This is a genomic window from Pigmentiphaga sp. GD03639 (genome assembly GCF_029845405.1).
GTDB lineage: Bacteria > Pseudomonadota > Gammaproteobacteria > Burkholderiales > Burkholderiaceae_B > Pigmentiphaga > Pigmentiphaga daeguensis.
This window is the reverse complement of record NZ_JAOCLR010000001.1, coordinates 361,106-376,629: the sequence shown is the minus strand read 5'-3', so window position 1 is coordinate 376,629 and position 15,524 is coordinate 361,106. Positions and strand designations below refer to the sequence as shown.

Annotated in this window: 14 protein-coding genes; 8 read left to right on the top strand and 6 right to left on the bottom strand. The window is 69.2% G+C overall.

The genetic code is table 11. From position 1 onward, the window contains the following. Nucleotides 1–74: 74 nt before the first annotated feature. From N5K27_RS01765 to N5K27_RS01745, 5 genes are all read right to left on the bottom strand, one after another. On the bottom strand, nucleotides 75–929 hold the full coding sequence (locus tag N5K27_RS01765; RefSeq protein ID WP_087839531.1) for an enoyl-CoA hydratase family protein: 855 nt from the start codon (nucleotides 927–929) through the stop codon (nucleotides 75–77). A gap of 17 nt (nucleotides 930–946) precedes the next feature. Further along, the gene (locus N5K27_RS01760; RefSeq protein WP_087839357.1) at nucleotides 947–1,489 is read right to left on the bottom strand and encodes a MarR family transcriptional regulator; all 543 of its coding nucleotides are present in this window, start codon (nucleotides 1,487–1,489) and stop codon (nucleotides 947–949) included. 10 nt (nucleotides 1,490–1,499) lie between these two features. Continuing rightward, the gene (locus N5K27_RS01755) at nucleotides 1,500–2,273 is read right to left on the bottom strand and encodes an SDR family NAD(P)-dependent oxidoreductase (RefSeq protein ID WP_279814152.1); all 774 of its coding nucleotides are present in this window, start codon (nucleotides 2,271–2,273) and stop codon (nucleotides 1,500–1,502) included. A gap of 127 nt (nucleotides 2,274–2,400) precedes the next feature. Beyond that, nucleotides 2,401–4,794 (bottom strand): bifunctional salicylyl-CoA 5-hydroxylase/oxidoreductase, encoded by a 2,394-nt coding sequence (locus N5K27_RS01750; protein ID WP_087839355.1) that lies wholly within the window; start codon nucleotides 4,792–4,794, stop codon nucleotides 2,401–2,403. A gap of 115 nt (nucleotides 4,795–4,909) precedes the next feature. Next, entirely contained in the window at nucleotides 4,910–6,991 is a 2,082-nt protein-coding gene (locus tag N5K27_RS01745; RefSeq protein ID WP_279814148.1) for an ATP-dependent helicase, read from the bottom strand. A 65-nt stretch (nucleotides 6,992–7,056) separates the two neighbouring features. On the opposite strand from N5K27_RS01745, the gene N5K27_RS01740 reads away from it, so the two are divergent. After that, nucleotides 7,057–7,965 (top strand): DUF72 domain-containing protein, encoded by a 909-nt coding sequence (locus N5K27_RS01740; RefSeq protein ID WP_132979986.1) that lies wholly within the window; start codon nucleotides 7,057–7,059, stop codon nucleotides 7,963–7,965. Here the strand turns inward: N5K27_RS01740 and N5K27_RS01735 are convergent. Next, complete coding sequence (locus tag N5K27_RS01735) at nucleotides 7,953–8,813, bottom strand: IclR family transcriptional regulator (RefSeq protein WP_243724555.1); 861 nt, start codon at nucleotides 8,811–8,813, stop codon at nucleotides 7,953–7,955. The genes N5K27_RS01740 and N5K27_RS01735 overlap by 13 nt on opposite strands. Nucleotides 8,814–8,908: 95 nt before the next feature. Between N5K27_RS01735 and N5K27_RS01730 the strand changes: the two genes are divergently transcribed. The 7 genes from N5K27_RS01730 to N5K27_RS01700 all read left to right on the top strand — a co-directional run bounded on the left by N5K27_RS01730 (nucleotide 8,909) and on the right by N5K27_RS01700 (nucleotide 15,514). Then, complete coding sequence (locus tag N5K27_RS01730; RefSeq protein ID WP_132979985.1) at nucleotides 8,909–10,243, top strand: Rieske 2Fe-2S domain-containing protein; 1,335 nt, start codon at nucleotides 8,909–8,911, stop codon at nucleotides 10,241–10,243. Between the two features lie 62 nt (nucleotides 10,244–10,305). Beyond that, complete coding sequence (locus N5K27_RS01725; protein ID WP_165963199.1) at nucleotides 10,306–11,280, top strand: tripartite tricarboxylate transporter substrate binding protein; 975 nt, start codon at nucleotides 10,306–10,308, stop codon at nucleotides 11,278–11,280. A 3-nt stretch (nucleotides 11,281–11,283) separates the two neighbouring features. After that, complete coding sequence (locus N5K27_RS01720; protein ID WP_087839349.1) at nucleotides 11,284–12,063, top strand: aldolase/citrate lyase family protein; 780 nt, start codon at nucleotides 11,284–11,286, stop codon at nucleotides 12,061–12,063. Further along, the gene (locus N5K27_RS01715) at nucleotides 12,060–13,037 is read left to right on the top strand and encodes a thiamine pyrophosphate-dependent dehydrogenase E1 component subunit alpha (protein ID WP_132979984.1); all 978 of its coding nucleotides are present in this window, start codon (nucleotides 12,060–12,062) and stop codon (nucleotides 13,035–13,037) included. The genes N5K27_RS01720 and N5K27_RS01715 overlap by 4 nt, the downstream gene beginning before the upstream one ends. Continuing rightward, complete coding sequence (locus tag N5K27_RS01710) at nucleotides 13,030–14,061, top strand: transketolase C-terminal domain-containing protein (RefSeq protein WP_279814135.1); 1,032 nt, start codon at nucleotides 13,030–13,032, stop codon at nucleotides 14,059–14,061. The genes N5K27_RS01715 and N5K27_RS01710 overlap by 8 nt, the downstream gene beginning before the upstream one ends. Next, complete coding sequence (locus tag N5K27_RS01705; RefSeq protein ID WP_279814132.1) at nucleotides 14,058–15,047, top strand: NAD(P)H-quinone oxidoreductase; 990 nt, start codon at nucleotides 14,058–14,060, stop codon at nucleotides 15,045–15,047. The genes N5K27_RS01710 and N5K27_RS01705 overlap by 4 nt, the downstream gene beginning before the upstream one ends. Beyond that, entirely contained in the window at nucleotides 15,047–15,514 is a 468-nt protein-coding gene (locus N5K27_RS01700) for a nuclear transport factor 2 family protein (RefSeq protein ID WP_165963198.1), read from the top strand. Before N5K27_RS01705 ends, N5K27_RS01700 begins: the two co-directional genes overlap by 1 nt. Nucleotides 15,515–15,524 lie beyond the last annotated feature (10 nt).

The window sequence follows — 15,524 nt, the reverse complement described above, 5'->3', positions numbered from 1 at the left end:
CGGATCTGGCTTTGCCAGTCAGCCAGCGCCGCCCCCTGGGGGGCGCGCGTCAGCGCGAAGGGGGGGCCTCCCCTTCAGTCCCCTTCGAAGACGGGCCGTTGTTTCGCAACGAAGGCGTGATAGGCGCGGTGGAAATCATTGGTGGCCATGCAGATGGCCTGGGCCTGCGCCTCGGACTCGATGGCCTGCTCGATACCCATGTTCCATTCCTGGTGCAGCATGCGCTTGGTCATCGCGTGGGCGAACATCGGCCCCTGCGCCAAGCTGGACGCCAGTTCGTAGGCCTGGTCGGACAAGGTTTCCGGTTCGCACAGGCGGTTGAAGAACCCCCAGCGCTCGCCCTCGTCGCCGCCCATCGAGCGACCGGTGTACAGCAGTTCGGACGCCCTGCCCTGTCCGATCACGCGCGGCAGCAGCGCGCACGCGCCCATGTCGCAGCCGGCCAGGCCGACGCGGGTGAACAGGAAGGCAGTCTTGCTGCGCGCGGTGCCCAGGCGCATATCCGACGCCATCGCCAGGATGGCCCCCGCGCCCGCGCACACGCCGTCCACCGCCGCCACGATGGGTTGCGGGCAGGCGCGCATGGCCTTCACCAGGTCGCCCGTCATCCGCGTGAAGGCCAGCAGCGACGGCATGTCCAGGCGGGTGAGCGGACCGATGATGTCGTGCACGTCGCCGCCGGAACAGAAATTGCCGCCGGCGCCCTGCACCACCACCGTGCGGATGTCGTCGGCATACGCCAGCGCGCGGAAGAAATCGCGCAGCTCGGCATACGAGTCGAAGGTAAGCGGATTCTTGCGCTCGGGCCGGTCCAGCGTGACGATGGCGACCGCGTCGCGCACCTGCAGCGAGAAATGCCGGGCCGCGTAGTCGGCCATGGCGGTACGGCCGCCGTGCAGCATCTGTTTTTCCCCATGAACATAGCGCATGGTCGTCATCCCCTGTTCTATTTGCGTTCGGTGGTGGGCAACCGGTCGGTCAGCCCCTGTTTCAATTGCGACAGCAGTTCGATCAGCGTGTCCTTGGAAGCCGCGGGCAGGGTCGAGAACAGCTCGACGATCCATTGCTCGTGCACGGCCGCCATCTTGGCGAAGGCCTTGCGTCCGGAGGGCGTGAGCTTGACCACGAAGGCGCGCCGGTCTTCGGGCGAGGGCTCGCGCACCACCAATTTTTCTTGCTCGAGCTGGTCGGTGATGCCGGTGACGTTGCCGCCGGTCACCATCATGCGCTGCGACAGCTCGCCCATGCGCAATCCCTCGGGATGCCGCTCGAGCTGGGCCATGAGATCGAAGCGCGGCAGGGTGATGTCGAATTCGGCACGCAGCCTGGACCGGATCTCGGTCTCGATGCGCACCGTGCAGGACAGCATGCGCAGCCACAGCACCAGCGACTGGTGGTGGTCCTCGGTCAACCTGGCTTCCAGGTCGAGCACCGGCGCGGGTTCGCGCCCCGCGCCGGTTGCGGTCTCGTCGACGGGCTTGCGAGCCATCTTTACTCCTTCAAGTGACTTCGCCGCCCGCGACCGCGATGGCCTGGCCGTTCATCGCGGCCGAGGCGGGCAGGCACAGCCAGACGGCGGCATTGGCCACTTCGTCGGGCTGCACCAGCCGCTTCTGCGGGTTGAACGCGGCCAGCGCCGCCGTGGCCTCGGCCTGGCTGCGGCCGGTGCGGGCGGATATGTTGGCGATGGCCTCGCGGCCCAGGTCGGTTTCGGTAAAGCCGGGGCACACGGCGTTGACCGTGACGCCCTTGGTGGCGACTTCCAGCGCCATCGCGCGCGTCAGCCCGACGACGCCGTGCTTGGAGGCGCAATAGGCCGCCGTGTAGGTATAGCCGATCAGGCCGGCGGTGCTGGCCACGTTGACGATGCGCCCCCAGCCGGCTTCCAGCATGCCGGGCAGGACCGCGCGCGAACAATAAAAGGTGCCGCTCAGGTTGACCGCCAGCATGCGGGCCCACAGGGCGTCGTCGGTCTTGCCCACGGACGCCGATTCCGCCTGGCCGGCGTTGTTGACCAGGATGTCGATGCGGCCCGCCGCGCGCACCGCGTCGGCCATGCCCTGCTCGACCGACGCCGGTTCGGCCACGTCCATCCGCACCCGGTGCGCGGCGCCCAGCGGCGCCAGCGCCGCCACCGCGCCATCCAGCGCGGCCAGGTCCCGGCCCGTCAGCGTGACCGCGGCCCCCTGGCGCAGCAGTTCGCGAGCGATGGCCAGGCCTATGCCCCGCGCGCCGCCGGTCACCAGCGCATGCTTTCCGTTCAATTGATCCATGAGCTATGTCACCACTCCATCGTATGACTCATGCCCAGACCCAGGGCACCGCGGATCCGGCTTTGCCGGTCCGCCAGTGCCGCCCCCTTGAGGGGGCGCCCGAAGGGCGTAGGGGGTGGTCCCTTCCTTACTCCAACAGGCGCGCGGCGATTTCGCGCGGCGACATGCCCTGGGTCGCGGCGGCCATCTGGCGTTCGCGTTCCAGGTTGCGTTCCAGTTGCAGGCGGCCCGCATAGTATTGCTTGGGCCACGTCACGTCCCATCCCATCTTCGCCGATTCCAGCAGCGTCCACGCCGGATTGGCGAGGTGCGGCCGGGCCAGCGCGCACAGGTCGGCGCGCCCGGCCGCGATGATGCCGTTGACATGGTCGGCCTCGAAAATGGCGCCCACCGCGATGGTCGGGATCCCGGCCTCGTTGCGGACGCGGTCGGCGAACGGCGTCTGGAACATGCGCCCGTACACCGGCTGCTCGCGCTTGCTGACCTGGCCCGACGAACAATCGATCATGTCCGCGCCCGCGGCCTTGAACAGGCGGGCGATCGCTACCGCGTCGTCCGGCGTGATCCCCCCCTCGACCCAATCGTGCGCCGAGATGCGCACGCTCATGGGCTTGTGCGCGGGCCAGACCTCGCGCATCGCGGCGAAGACCTCGAGCGGATAGCGGCAGCGGTTCTCCAGGCTGCCGCCATACTCGTCCGTGCGGCGGTTGGTCAGCGGGGAAATGAAGGTGGACAGCAGGTAGCCGTGGGCGCAGTGCAGCTCCAGCCAGTCGAAGCCGGCCTTCTCGGCCTCGAGGGTGGCCCGTACGAAATCGCCCAGGATGCGCCGCATGTCGTCATGCGTGGCCGCGCGAGCCACCTGCGACACGCCCGGCAGATACTGTTCCTCGGACGCGGCGATGAGCGGCCAGTTGCCGGACTCCAGCGGCATGTCCGTGCCTTCCCAGGCCAGCTTGGTCGACCCCTTGGGGCCGGCGTGCCCGATCTGCACGGCGATCCGGGCATCGGTATGCTCGTGCACGAAATCGACGATGCGCTTCCAGGCCTCGGTATGCTCGGGGCGGTAGAGCCCGGGACACCCCGGCGTGATGCGCGCGTCGGCCGACACGCAGGTCATCTCGGCGACGACCATGGCGGCCCCGCCCATCGCGCGGCTGCCCAGGTGCACCATGTGGAAATCGCCCACCGTGCCGCCCACCGCCGAATACTGGGCCATGGGCGACATGACGATGCGGTTCTTCAGGACCAGGTCGCGCACGCGCAACGGCGTCAGCATGGGGGGAATGGGCTTGCCGCGCGGCTCGGGGGGCTCGGCCAGGCCGGCCGCCGCGAACGCCTTGCGCGCGAACCAGCGCTCGTAGCCTTCCACATAGGACGCGTCGCGCAGCCGCAGGTTCTCGTGCGACAGGCGCTGGCTGCGCGTCAGCATGGAATAGGCGAACTGCTCGGGTTCGAGGTCGACGTAGCGGTCGACGTTCTCGAACCACTCCATGGAATTGCGCGCCGAGCTCTGGATCTTCAGCACCTCGATGGCCCGCACCGCCTCGTAGCCGGCCATGACGCCCTCGAGATCCTGTCCCTGGTAGGTATCGAAGCAGCGCGCCAGCTCGATCGCGTCCTCGAGCGCCAGCTTGGTGCCGGAACCGATGGAGAAATGCGCGGAGTGGGCCGCGTCACCCATCAGCACGACCGGCACGCGCTTGCCGTCGATGTCGTTCCAGTGGACCCAGCTGCCGCAGACGATGCGCGGGAAACGGATCCAGTTCGCCGACCCGCGCAGGTGGGGCGAATTGCTCAGCAGCGGCTGGCCGTCCAGGTACTTGGCGAAGAGTTTTTCGCAGAAGGCGATGGCCTCGGGCTGGCTCATCTTGTCGATGCCGGCGCGCTGCCAGACCTCGTCGGGCGTCTCGATGATGAAGGTCGAGGTATCGCCGTCATACTGGTAGGCATGCGCCTGGAACCAGCCGTGCTCGGTTTCCTCGAACGCGAAGGTGAAGGCCGGGAACAGCTTCTTGGTGCCCAGCCAGACGAAACGGCAGGCGCGGGTCTCGATGTCGGGCTTGAAGACGTCCTCGTAACGCTTGCGGACCTTGCTGTTCAGCCCGTCGCAGGCGATGACCAGGTCGGCCCCGTAGCGGCGGGCGACTTCCTGGTCGTCGTCCACTTCGGTCTCGAACACCAGCTCGACGCCCAGCTCCTGGCAACGGTCCTGCAGGATGTTCAGCAGGCGCTTGCGGCCGATGCCGCAGAAGCCATGGCCGCCCGACGTGATGGTACGTCCCTTGAAATGGACGTCGATGTCGTCCCAATGGTTGAAGGACTGGAGGATGCGGCGCGCGGTGGGCTCGTCGGCCTGCACCAGGTTGCCCAGCGTCTGGTCCGAGAACACCACGCCCCAGCCGAAGGTATCGTAAGGACGGTTGCGCTCGATGACGACGATGCGCGATGATGGATCACGCTTCTTCATCAAGAGCGCGAAATACAGCCCGGCGGGCCCTCCTCCGATGCACGCGATATTCATGAGTCCTCCGCTGGCCGGCTCGACGGCTGGAAAAATGGCGGCGGAACACGCGTATCCGCCTGTCTGGTGGCTATTATTTCATACTTAAAATATTTTTGCGTCAAGCATTTGGCGCCTAGCGCCAGGCGTTGCGCATGCGGCTGGCGATGTCGATCCGGACCGCCGGCTGGGCCGCCGGCGCGGCTGCCGGCATGCCCTGCCTGGCCTTGGGGAGGATCTCGAACAGCGGCAGCATGCGCTCCGGGATGAAGCGGCTGCGCGTGCCATAGACGTGGCGGTCGCCCATTCCGCTCTGCTGGTGCACGTAGAAGCGCTGGGGTACGACCAGTTGCAGGTCTTCCTTGGCGCGGGTCATGGCCACGTACAGCAGCCGCCGCTCTTCTTCGATCTCGTCGGCATCGCCGGTGCTCATGTCCGACGGTATGCAGCCATCGACCACGTTCAGCACGTAGACGGCCTTCCATTCCTGCCCCTTGGCCGAATGGATGGTGGACAGGATGAGATAGTCCTCGTCCAGCAGCGGCTGCCCCGACTGCGCGCTGGTGGCGTCGGGCGGATCCAGCGTCAGTTCGGTCAGGAACTGTTCGCGCGATCCGTAGGTGCCGGCGATGCGTGCCAGCTGCTCCAGGTCGGCCTGGCGCACGACAGCGTCGTCGTACAGCCGCTGCAGATGCGGGCCGTACCACCGCAGCGCGAGGTCCAGGTGCGCGGGCCAGGCCAGGCCGGGGTCGCTGAGCGCCACGAAGGTCTCGGCGAAGGATTTCCAGTCTTCCGCGGCGGCGGCCGGCGGGGAAAAATCGGCCAGCGCCTGCACCGCGGACCCGGCCCCGGCCATGGCATCGAGCAGTCGAGCGGCGTTGGCCGGGCCGATGCCGGGCATGAGCTGCGCCACCCGGAAGCCGGACAGCCGGCCCAGCGGATTGGCCGCCCAGCGCAGCAGGGCCAGCACGTCCTTCACGTGCGCGGCTTCGAGGAATTTCAGGCCGCCGAACTTGACGAAGGGGATGTTGCGGCGGGTGAGTTCGAGTTCCAGCCCGGCGCTGTGGCTGGCCGAGCGGAACAGCACCGCCTGCGACATCAGCCGCACGCCGGTCTCGCGCCGCGCCAGGATCTGGTCCGCCACCCATCGCGCCTGCCCCGGCTCGTCGCTGACGTAGACCAGTTGCGGCCGCTGCGACGAGGCGCGGTCGGTCCAGAGCTGCTTGGCGTGGCGCTCGGGCGCCGCGGCGATGACCGCGTTGGAGGCATCCAGGATGGGCTGGGTCGAACGGTAGTTGCGGTCCAGCGTGACGACGTGCGCGGGGCGCGAGAACTGCGAGGGGAAATCCAGGATGTTGCGCACGGTGGCGGCGCGGAACGAATAGATGGACTGGGCGTCGTCCCCCACCACCGTCAGGCCGCGGCCGTCCGGCTTCATGGCCAGCAGGATCTCCGCCTGCAGGCGGTTGGTGTCCTGGTATTCGTCGACCAGCACGTGGTCGAAGGTCGCGCCCAGCTCGGCGGCGATGGCGGGCTCCTTCGTCATCTCGGCCCAATAAAGCAGCAGGTCGTCGTAGTCCAGCACGTGCTGGTCCTGCTTGGCCTGCACGTAGGCGCCGAATAGCGTCTTCAGTTGCTCCTCCCATTGGGCGCACCAGGGAAAGTGCCGGGCCAGCACGCCGTGCAGCGGCGCCTGGCTGTTGACCGCGCGCGAATAGATGGCCAGGCAGGTGCCCTTCAGGGGAAAGCGGGACTTGGTACCCGAGAACCCCAGCTCGTGCCGCGCGAAGCCCATCAGGTCCTCGGCGTCGCCGCGGTCGTGGATGGTGAAGGCGTCGGACAGGCCGATGCGCGAGGCGTAGTCGCGCAGCAGCCGCGCGCCCACGGCGTGGAAGGTGCCGGCCCAGGGCAGCGACGGCGGCTGCCCGCCCATGCCCAGCACGGCCTGCATCACGCGGCCCGCGCGGCGCTCCATTTCGATGGCGGCGCGGCGCGAGAACGTCAGCAGCAGGATCCGGTGCGGATCGGCCCCCTTCAGGACCAGGTTGGCCACCCGGTGGGCCAGCGTGCTGGTCTTGCCCGAGCCTGCGCCGGCGATGACCAGCAGCGGTCCGCAACGGTCGGCGTCGGCGCCCGTGCCGTACTCGACGGCCTCGCGCTGGCGGGGGTTCAGGTCGGCCCAGGGATCGTGGGCCGGCGTGTCGGGGACATGTGACATGGGACGCAGGAAAACTGTATATTCATCCAGTATAAACGCCCCTCCCCTCTTTCGGATTTCCCGCCATGGCCGTGCGTGTCGGCACTTCGTCCTGGACCGATCCCACCCTGCTGGCCTGCGGCCGCTTCTATCCCGCCTCCGCCCGCACGGCCGAGGACCGGCTGCGCTTCTATGCCTCGCGCTTCCCGCTGGTCGAGGTGGACAGCAGCTACTACCGCCTGCCCGCCGCGCGCACGGCGTATCTGTGGACCCGGCGCACGCCGCCGGACTTCGTCTTCCACCTGAAGGCCTTTCGCCTGTTCACCGGACACCTGACCCCGGTCGCGGCGCTGCCGGCCGACATCGCCGCCGAACTCCCGTCCGGCGCCCGCGTCGTCGACCATGCCACCCTGCCGGGCGAACTGCGCGACGAATTGTGGAGCCGCTTCCTGCAAGGCCTGGAGCCGCTGCGCCAGAGCGGCCAGCTGGCGGCGGTCCATTTCCAGTACGCGCCCCGGGTGCGCAACAACGCCGCCGGCCGCGCCCTGGTCCGCGATGGCGCGCGCCGCATGGAGGACCAGGTGCACGCGGTGGAATTCCGCCATCGCGGCTGGCTGGACCCGGCGGGCCGGCCCGGCACGCTGGCATTGCTGCGCGAACTGGGCGCGGCCCACACCGTGGTCGACAGCCCGGACCAGTACGTGAACAGCGTACCCGCCGTCTGGGCCGCCACGCGCCCCGACCTGGCGGTGGTGCGCCTGCACGGGCGCAACAGCCAGGCCTGGAACCGCCGGGGCCTTGCCGCCTCGTCGGGCCGCTTCGTCTACGAATACACGCCCGAGGAACTGGAGCGCATCGCCGAGCTGGTGCGCCGGCTCACCCAGGCCGCGGCCAATGTCCACGTGCTGTTCAACACCAACTTCGAGGACCAGGGCGTGCGCAACGCGGCGGCATTCGACGATACCCTGCGGCGGCGGCCGCGTCAGACCGCGTAGCTGCTGCGGCGCACCTGCGCCACCATTTCCACCAGCCTGGGCGCCAGCCCTTCCTCCACGCTTTGCCGCGAGGCGCGAAAGCGCGGAATGACCGCGTTGAACACGATCAGCTCGCCGTCGCGCAGCCGGCCCATGGGCACGCCCACCGCATAGTGGTCGGGGTGCTGCTCGCCGTAGACGCTGCAAAACCCCTTCTTGGCGAAGGCCTCGACCGAGCGCGCCGCATGATCCTGGTGCTCGGCCCACATGCGCGGCGTCTTGACCCGGATCTCGTTCAGCAGCTTCTGCCGTTCGACCGGCTCGCACCCCGAGATGAAGGCATGGCCGATAGCGGTCGAGACGATGGGAAAGCGCAGGCCGATGTCCGAGAGCTGCGGCGCGAAAGAACTCGTGATGCGGCTCGTCTCCACATAGACGATGCTGAGTCGGTCGCGTATGCCCATCGACACCGAGCAGTTCATCGACTCGGCCAGCACGTTCATCAGCGGGCGGGCCAACTGGCGCAAGGTGATCGAGGCCAGCAGCGGGTAGCCCAGCGACACCACGCCCGGCGCCAGGCGGTACTTGCCCGACAGCGTGTCGGGCCGCAGGTAGCCCAGCTTCACCAGGGTGTAGGTGAAGCGCGAGATGGTCGGCGGCGACAGGCCGGTGCGCCGCGCCAGCTCCTTGTTGCCCAGCGCCGGCTCGAGCGGCGTGAAGCAGCGCAGGATCTGCATCCCCCTGGCCAGGGTGGAGGCGAACAGCCGGTCGCCCTCGTGCGCCTCGTAGGCGTCGAACTCGATGTCGCTGGGCTCCTCGTCGATCTGGTAGGGATTGCGCGGCATGGCGTTCCAGGGCGTATTCGGCATTGCAGAATGCTATTCAAAATATCCGAACTTCCCTACCAGCGATTTCCCGCACGGCACGACACTTCCTGCACGAACACCAAGGAGACGGCCACATCATGCTGAGCGCGGAAGACAACGAACTGATCACCCGTTCCGGTCCCGGCACCCCCGCCGGCCGCCTGTTGCGCCAGTTCTGGGTGCCGGTCCTGCTGTCCGAGGAACTGCCGGAGCCGGACTGTCCGCCCAAGCGCATCAAGGTATTGGGCGAGGACTTGCTGGCCTTTCGCGACAGCAGCGGACGCGTCGGCGTGGTCGATCCGGTCTGTCCGCACCGCGGCGCCAATCTCTACTACGGCCGCAACGAACACGCGGGGCTGCGCTGCGTGTTCCATGGCTGGAAGTTCGACGTGGACGGACGCTGCCTGGACATGCCCACCATGCCGGCCGATTCGCCCTACCGCGATCGCATCCGCCTGAAGGCCTATCCCGCGCGGGAGTGGGGCGAATGCGTCTGGGCCTACATGGGGCCGGCCGCCGAACCGCCCCCGCTGCCGAAGCTGGCCTTCGCGCTGGTGCCGCCCTCGCACCGCTACGTCAGCAAGAAGTGGCAGGACTGCAACTGGCTGCAATGCGTCGAGGGCGCGCTGGACACGACCCATTTCTCGTTCCTGCACATGCTGTTGGGTACGGAAGAAGCCGGGACGGCCGAAGCGGTGATGGAACGGATCAAGCACGCCGCGCTGGGCGCGCAGGCCGTGCGCAACGACCGCTTCAAATGGGTGCGCGACGATCCCATGCCGGCCTTCTCGGTGGACGAGTTCCCCGCCGGCCTGGTGGTGGGCGGGGCGCGCAAGGCCGACGGCGACGACCTGTACTGGCGCATCGCCCACTACCTGGTCCCCAACCATGCGCTGGCGCCCAGCGCGTTTCCCGGCGAGAACTACCATGGGCAGACCTTCGTGCCCGTGAACGACACCTCGTGCTGGATCTACACCTACACCTGGAACCCGGACCGGCCGCTGACCGAGGAAGAGCGGGAGGCGGCGCGCCAGGGACACACCATCCACGCCCAGGTGGACGAGCACTACGTGCCCTACCGGAACCTGCGCAACGACTACCTGATCGATCGCGAGGACCAGAAGCACAACAGCTTCACCGGCATCCAGGGCGTGTCCGAGCAGGACGCCGCCATCCAGGACAGCCAAGGACCGATCGCCGACCGCACGCGGGAACACCTCGGTCCCACCGACCTGGGCATCGTGCGCATGCGCCGCCTGCTGCTGGGCCTGATCCGCGACGAGATGGCGGGCAGGACGCCCCAGGCGCTGTCCCACCCGGACGAGTACGCCGTGTTGTCCGGCGGCTGGGTCGCGCACAAATCCAAGGCGCTGGGCGAAGTCATGACCGAGCGCTTCGGCAACCCCCACGGCTACGTCGGGCAGGAGCGATGACCCGCTGATTTCCCTCAAGCTTGAAGCGGCGCGGACACAGCGCCGCCATACCGGAGACGATGATGAGACTACTCAAGCTGCTCGCGGCAACGAGCGCAGTGCTGTCCTGCGCTCTGGCAACACCGGGCGCGCACGCCCAGAACTACCCGGTCAAACCCATCAAGCTGGTGGTGCCCTACCCGCCCAGCGGCATTGGCGATACCGCCGCGCGCGACATCGCGCTGAATCTCGCGCAGCGCCTGGGGCAGCCGGTCATCGTCGAGAACAAGCCAGGCGCCAGCCAGATGATAGGCGCGGAGTTCGTGGCCAAGTCGCCGCCCGACGGCTACACGCTGTTCCTGGGCAGCCTGTCCAGCCTCGTGCTGAACATCGCGGCCCAGAAGAACCTGCCCTACGATCCCTTCAAGGATTTCGCGCCGGTATCGCTGGCTTTCACCACCCCGCTGTACCTGGTGGTCAATCCTTCCCTGCCGGTGAAGTCGGTGGCCGACCTCATCGCCTATGCCCGCGGCAATCCCGGCAAGCTGAGCTTCGGTTCGATAGGCGCGGGCAGCTCGCTGCACCTGACCGCGGAAATGTTCAAGTCCATGACCGGCACGGACATGGTCCACATTCCGTACAAGGGCAGCATGCCGGCGCTGAGCGACCTCGTCGGCGGCCAGATCCAGCTGGTGTTCGACGTCGGCACCTCGGCCCTGCCCCTGGTGCACGGCGGACGGCTGCGGGTGCTGGGCGTCACCAGCAAGACGCGCGCCAGCGGCACGCCCGACATCCCGCCCATCGCCGACACCGTGCCCGGCTTCGACGCCTCGTTCTGGTTCGGCATCGTCGCGCCGGCCGGCGTCCCCCAACCCATCGTCGACAAACTGTCGACCGAGCTGCGCGCCATCCTGCGCCAACCCGCGCTGCGCGAGAAATTCCGCAGCAGCGGCGTCGAGCTGACCGGCAGCACCCCTGCCGAGATGATGGCGCAAATGAAGGCCGACCTGCCGATCTGGCAGGAGGTCCAACGCAAGGCAGGCATTTCACCGGAGTAAGACATGACTTCATCCCCCGTGCAAAACCGCTTCAAGCGCCTGATCCAGTCCGGGCACCCCCAGTATGGACTGTTCTGTGTCTCCAACGCCTTGCAGACCGTGGAGGCGCTGGCGGACAGCGGTTTCGACTTCATCATGTTCGACCTGGAGCATTCGCCCCAGAGCATGCCCCACCTGCATGCCCAGTTCGCGGCGCTGGCGGCTGGCCACACGGCGGCCACGGTACGCGTCCCCATCCTGGAGCCCGCCTCGTTCAAGCAATACCTGGACCTGGGCGCGCAGGCGCTGATGGTGCCCAACATCTCGAACGCCGACGAAGCCCGCGCGGCCGTGCGCTACACCCGCTACCCGCCGGCGGGCGGCGTGCGCGGCCTGGGCGGCACCATGCGCGCCACGCGCTATGGCCGGGACAAGGAATACTACGCGCGCGCCGCGCAGGAGACCTGCCTGCTGGCGCAGATCGAGACGCGCGAGGCCATGGCCAACCTGGACGCGATCTGCCGCGTGGAAGGCGTGGACATGGTGTTCTTCGGGCCGACCGACCTGTCGGCCGACATGGGGCACATGGGGCAGCCCAACCATCCCGAGGTGGTCGAAGCCATCGAGCAAGGGATACGGCGCGCGGTGGCCCTGGGCATGCCGGCCGGCGTGCTGGCGGGTTCCCCGGAATGCGAACGCTACGTCGCGGCAGGCGCCACGGTGGTCATCGTCGGCTCTGACCTGTCGCTGCTGGTGCGCACGGCCGACGCCCTGGCTGCCAAGCACGTGCAGGCCGCCCGATGAGCCTCCAGGCGACATCCGGCGACGGGCCGTTCGCGCGCGAACTCGCGTCCCTGGAGACCATGCTGCGCATCCGCCTGCTCGAGGAAAAGATCACCGAGCTGCGCAAGGCGCAATCCATCCAGGGCTCGGTCCACCTGTGCATCGGCCAGGAAGCCATCTACGCGGGCTCGTGCCAGGCGCTGCGGGCGGACGACCCGGTGTTCTCCACCTATCGCGGCCACGGGTGGGCGCTGGCGCGCGGCGTGCCGGCGCAAGGGATACTGGCCGAGCTGCTGGGCCGCGAAACCGGCGTATGCCGGGGGCGCGGCGGATCGGCCATGTTCAGCGCCGCCGACCACGGTTTCTACGGCGAGAACTCCATCGTCGGCGCCGGTGCCCCGATCGCCTGCGGCGCCGCGCTGGCCTCGGCGCTGCGCGGCGAGGAACGCGTGGCACTGACCGCGTTCGGCGACGGCGCCATGAATCAGGGCGCCATCCACGAGGCGATGAACTTCGCCGCCTACCGCAACCTGCCGGTGCTGTTCATCTGCGAGAACAACACCTATGCGGAACTGACGCCGGTGGCCGAGACCGTGCGCGATGCCGAACTGCACAAGCGGGCCGCCGCCTACGGCATGCCCGGGGAACGGGTGGACGGCAACGACGTGGCCGCGGTGCGCGACTGCGTGGCCCATCACGCGGCGCGCGCCCGCGCGGGGCAAGGCCCGGCGCTGATCGAGATGATGACCCAGCGGCTGGTCGGCCACTACTACGGCGACCTGCAGGGCTACCGGCCGCGCGGCGAACTGGCCGAGGCCCGGCAGCGCGAACCCATCGCGCGCCTGCGGCAGCGCCTTGCGGCGGACGGCGTGGCGGCCGATGCCCTGGCCGCGCTGGAAGCGGCCGCCGCGGCCGACATCGCACGCGCGGCCGACGCGGCGCTGGCCGCGCCCCTGGCCGATCCCGCCACCGTCATGGAGCACCTGTATGCCTGAAGCTTCTTGTTCCACGGGAGTCGCCCAGCTCAGTTTCGGCAAGGCGGTGAACGCCGCGCTGGCCCGCGCGCTGGAGGAGATGCCCGAGGTGGTCGTGTATGGCGAGGACGTCGGCAAGCCCGGCGGCGTCTTCGGCGTGACCAAGGACCTGCAGCGACAGGCCGGCGCCGCGCGCGTGTTCGATACCCCCATCAGCGAGACCGCCATGCTGGGCGTGGCGGTGGGCGCGGCCATGAGCGGCCTGCGGCCCGTGGTCGAGATCATGTGGATAGATTTCAGCCTGGTCGCCATGGACCAGCTCGTGAACCAGGCCGCCAACGTGCGCTACGTCTCGGCCGGCCGGCTGGCCGCGCCGCTGACCGTGCGCACCCAGCAGGGCGCCACGCCCGGTTCGTGCGCCCAGCACTCGCAGAACCTGGAGGCGCTGTACGCCCACATACCGGGGCTGCGCGTGGGCATTCCGGCCACCGCGCAGGATGCCTACGACATGCTGCTGGCCGCCATCCGCTGCGACGACCCGACCCTGGTCATCGAGAACCGCGCCATGTATCACGGCGACCCGCAGCCCGTCAGCCTGGGAGGGCCCATCGAGGATGCCCGGGGAGCCCGCGTGGCACGGCCCGGCCGCGACCTCACCCTGGTGGCCTGGGGCGCCATGCTGTTCCCGGCGCTGGAGGCTGCCGCGCAATTGGCGCGCGAAGGCATCGAGGCCGAAGTGATCAACGCACGCTGGATCGCCCCTTTCGACTGGCCCGCCCTGCTGGCCAGCGCCGGCCGTACCGGCCGCCTGCTGGTCGTGCACGAGGCCAACGTGACCGGCGGCTTCGGCGCCGAGATCGCGGCCCGCGTGCAGGACGAGCTGTTCGGCTGCCTGCACGCGCCCGTGCGGCGCCTGGGCGTGGCCGACTGCCGCATCCCCGCGGCGCCGCACCTGCAGGCCGCGCTCATCCCCGACGCCGGCCGCATCGCCCAGGCCGCGCGCGAACTCGTGGGCGAACAGCGGAACAGGAGGACCCGGCCATGAGCACGCTGCGCTACATCGACCACGGCAAAGGCGGACCGCCCGGCGTCCTGCGCATGGCCGAAGGCACCGTGCCCGCCCCCGGTCCGGGCGAGGTACTGATCGAAGTGGCCTTCGCCGGCGTCAACCGGCCCGATTGCGCCCAGCGCGTCGGCCGCTATCCGCCGCCTCCGGGCGCCTCGCCCATCCTGGGCCTGGAAGTCTCGGGCCGCGTCGCCGCCGTCGGCCCCGGCGTCGAACGCTGGCGCGCGGGCGACATGGTCTGCGCCTTGACGCCGGGCGGCGGCTACGCCAGCCATTGCCTCGCCCCGGCCGAACACTGCCTGCCGGTGCCGGCCGGCTTCTCGCTGGAACAGGCCGCGGCCCTGCCCGAAACCTGCTTCACCGTCTGGGACAACCTGTTTTCGCGGGCACGCCTGCAGCCCGGCGAGAACCTGCTGGTCCACGGCGGTTCGAGCGGCATAGGCGTTACCGCGATCCAGATGGCCAAGGCCTTCGGCGCCCGTGTGCTGGCCACCGTGGGCACGCCGGAGAAGGCCGCCTTCTGCCGGATGCTGGGCGCCGACCTGGCGATCGACTACCGGAACGAGGACTTCGTACGACAGGCGCTGGCCTTCACCCAGGAACGCGGCGTCGACGTCGTGCTGGACATGGTGGGCGGCCCCTATGTCGCCCGCGACCTCGAGGCCCTGGCGCTGGACGGCCGCATCGCGCTGATCGCCTTCATGGGCGGTCCCGAGGCGATGCTGCCCATCCCCGCCCTGCTGCGCAAGCGCGCCACGCTGACCGGCTCCACGCTGCGGCCCCGCTCGGTCGCCCTGAAGGCCGCCATCGCCCGCGAACTGGAACGCCATTGGTGGCCCCGGCTGGCGGCCGGACAAGGCACGCCCGCCATCGACAGCGTCATTCCATGGACCGACGCGGCACGTGCGCACGAACGCATGGAAAGCAGCGCCCACACCGGCAAGATCGTGCTCGCGGTGAACTGATGCCCACCCAACCTTCCAAGGACCCGACCGCCATGGCGACCTCCGAACTCGAGACCGCGTGGGCGTGCAGCCGCGTGGTGCACGACTTCTTCCACCACTACGACCACTGGCGCTATGGGCGCATGCTGGACCTGTATACGCCCGATGGCGTCTGGCACCGCGCCGGCGCCGCGCTGCGCGGCCATGCCCGCATCCTGGAGGAACTGGAACGCCGCCCGCGCAACCAGCGGGTCGCCCACGTCGTGACCAACCTGCGCGTGGAGCCGGCCACGGCCTCGACGGCCAGTGCGACCTACTACCTGACGGTGTATCGCCACGCGGGCGAGATCGCGGACGACGCGGCGGCGCCCATGGCCGGCCCCGCCATGCTGCTGGCCGGCACGGCCGGACTCGTGCACACCGCGCAAGGATGGAAATTCGACAGCCAGACGCTCACGCGCCGGTTCGAGGCCGGCCCGGCGCGCTGAACGCCGGACC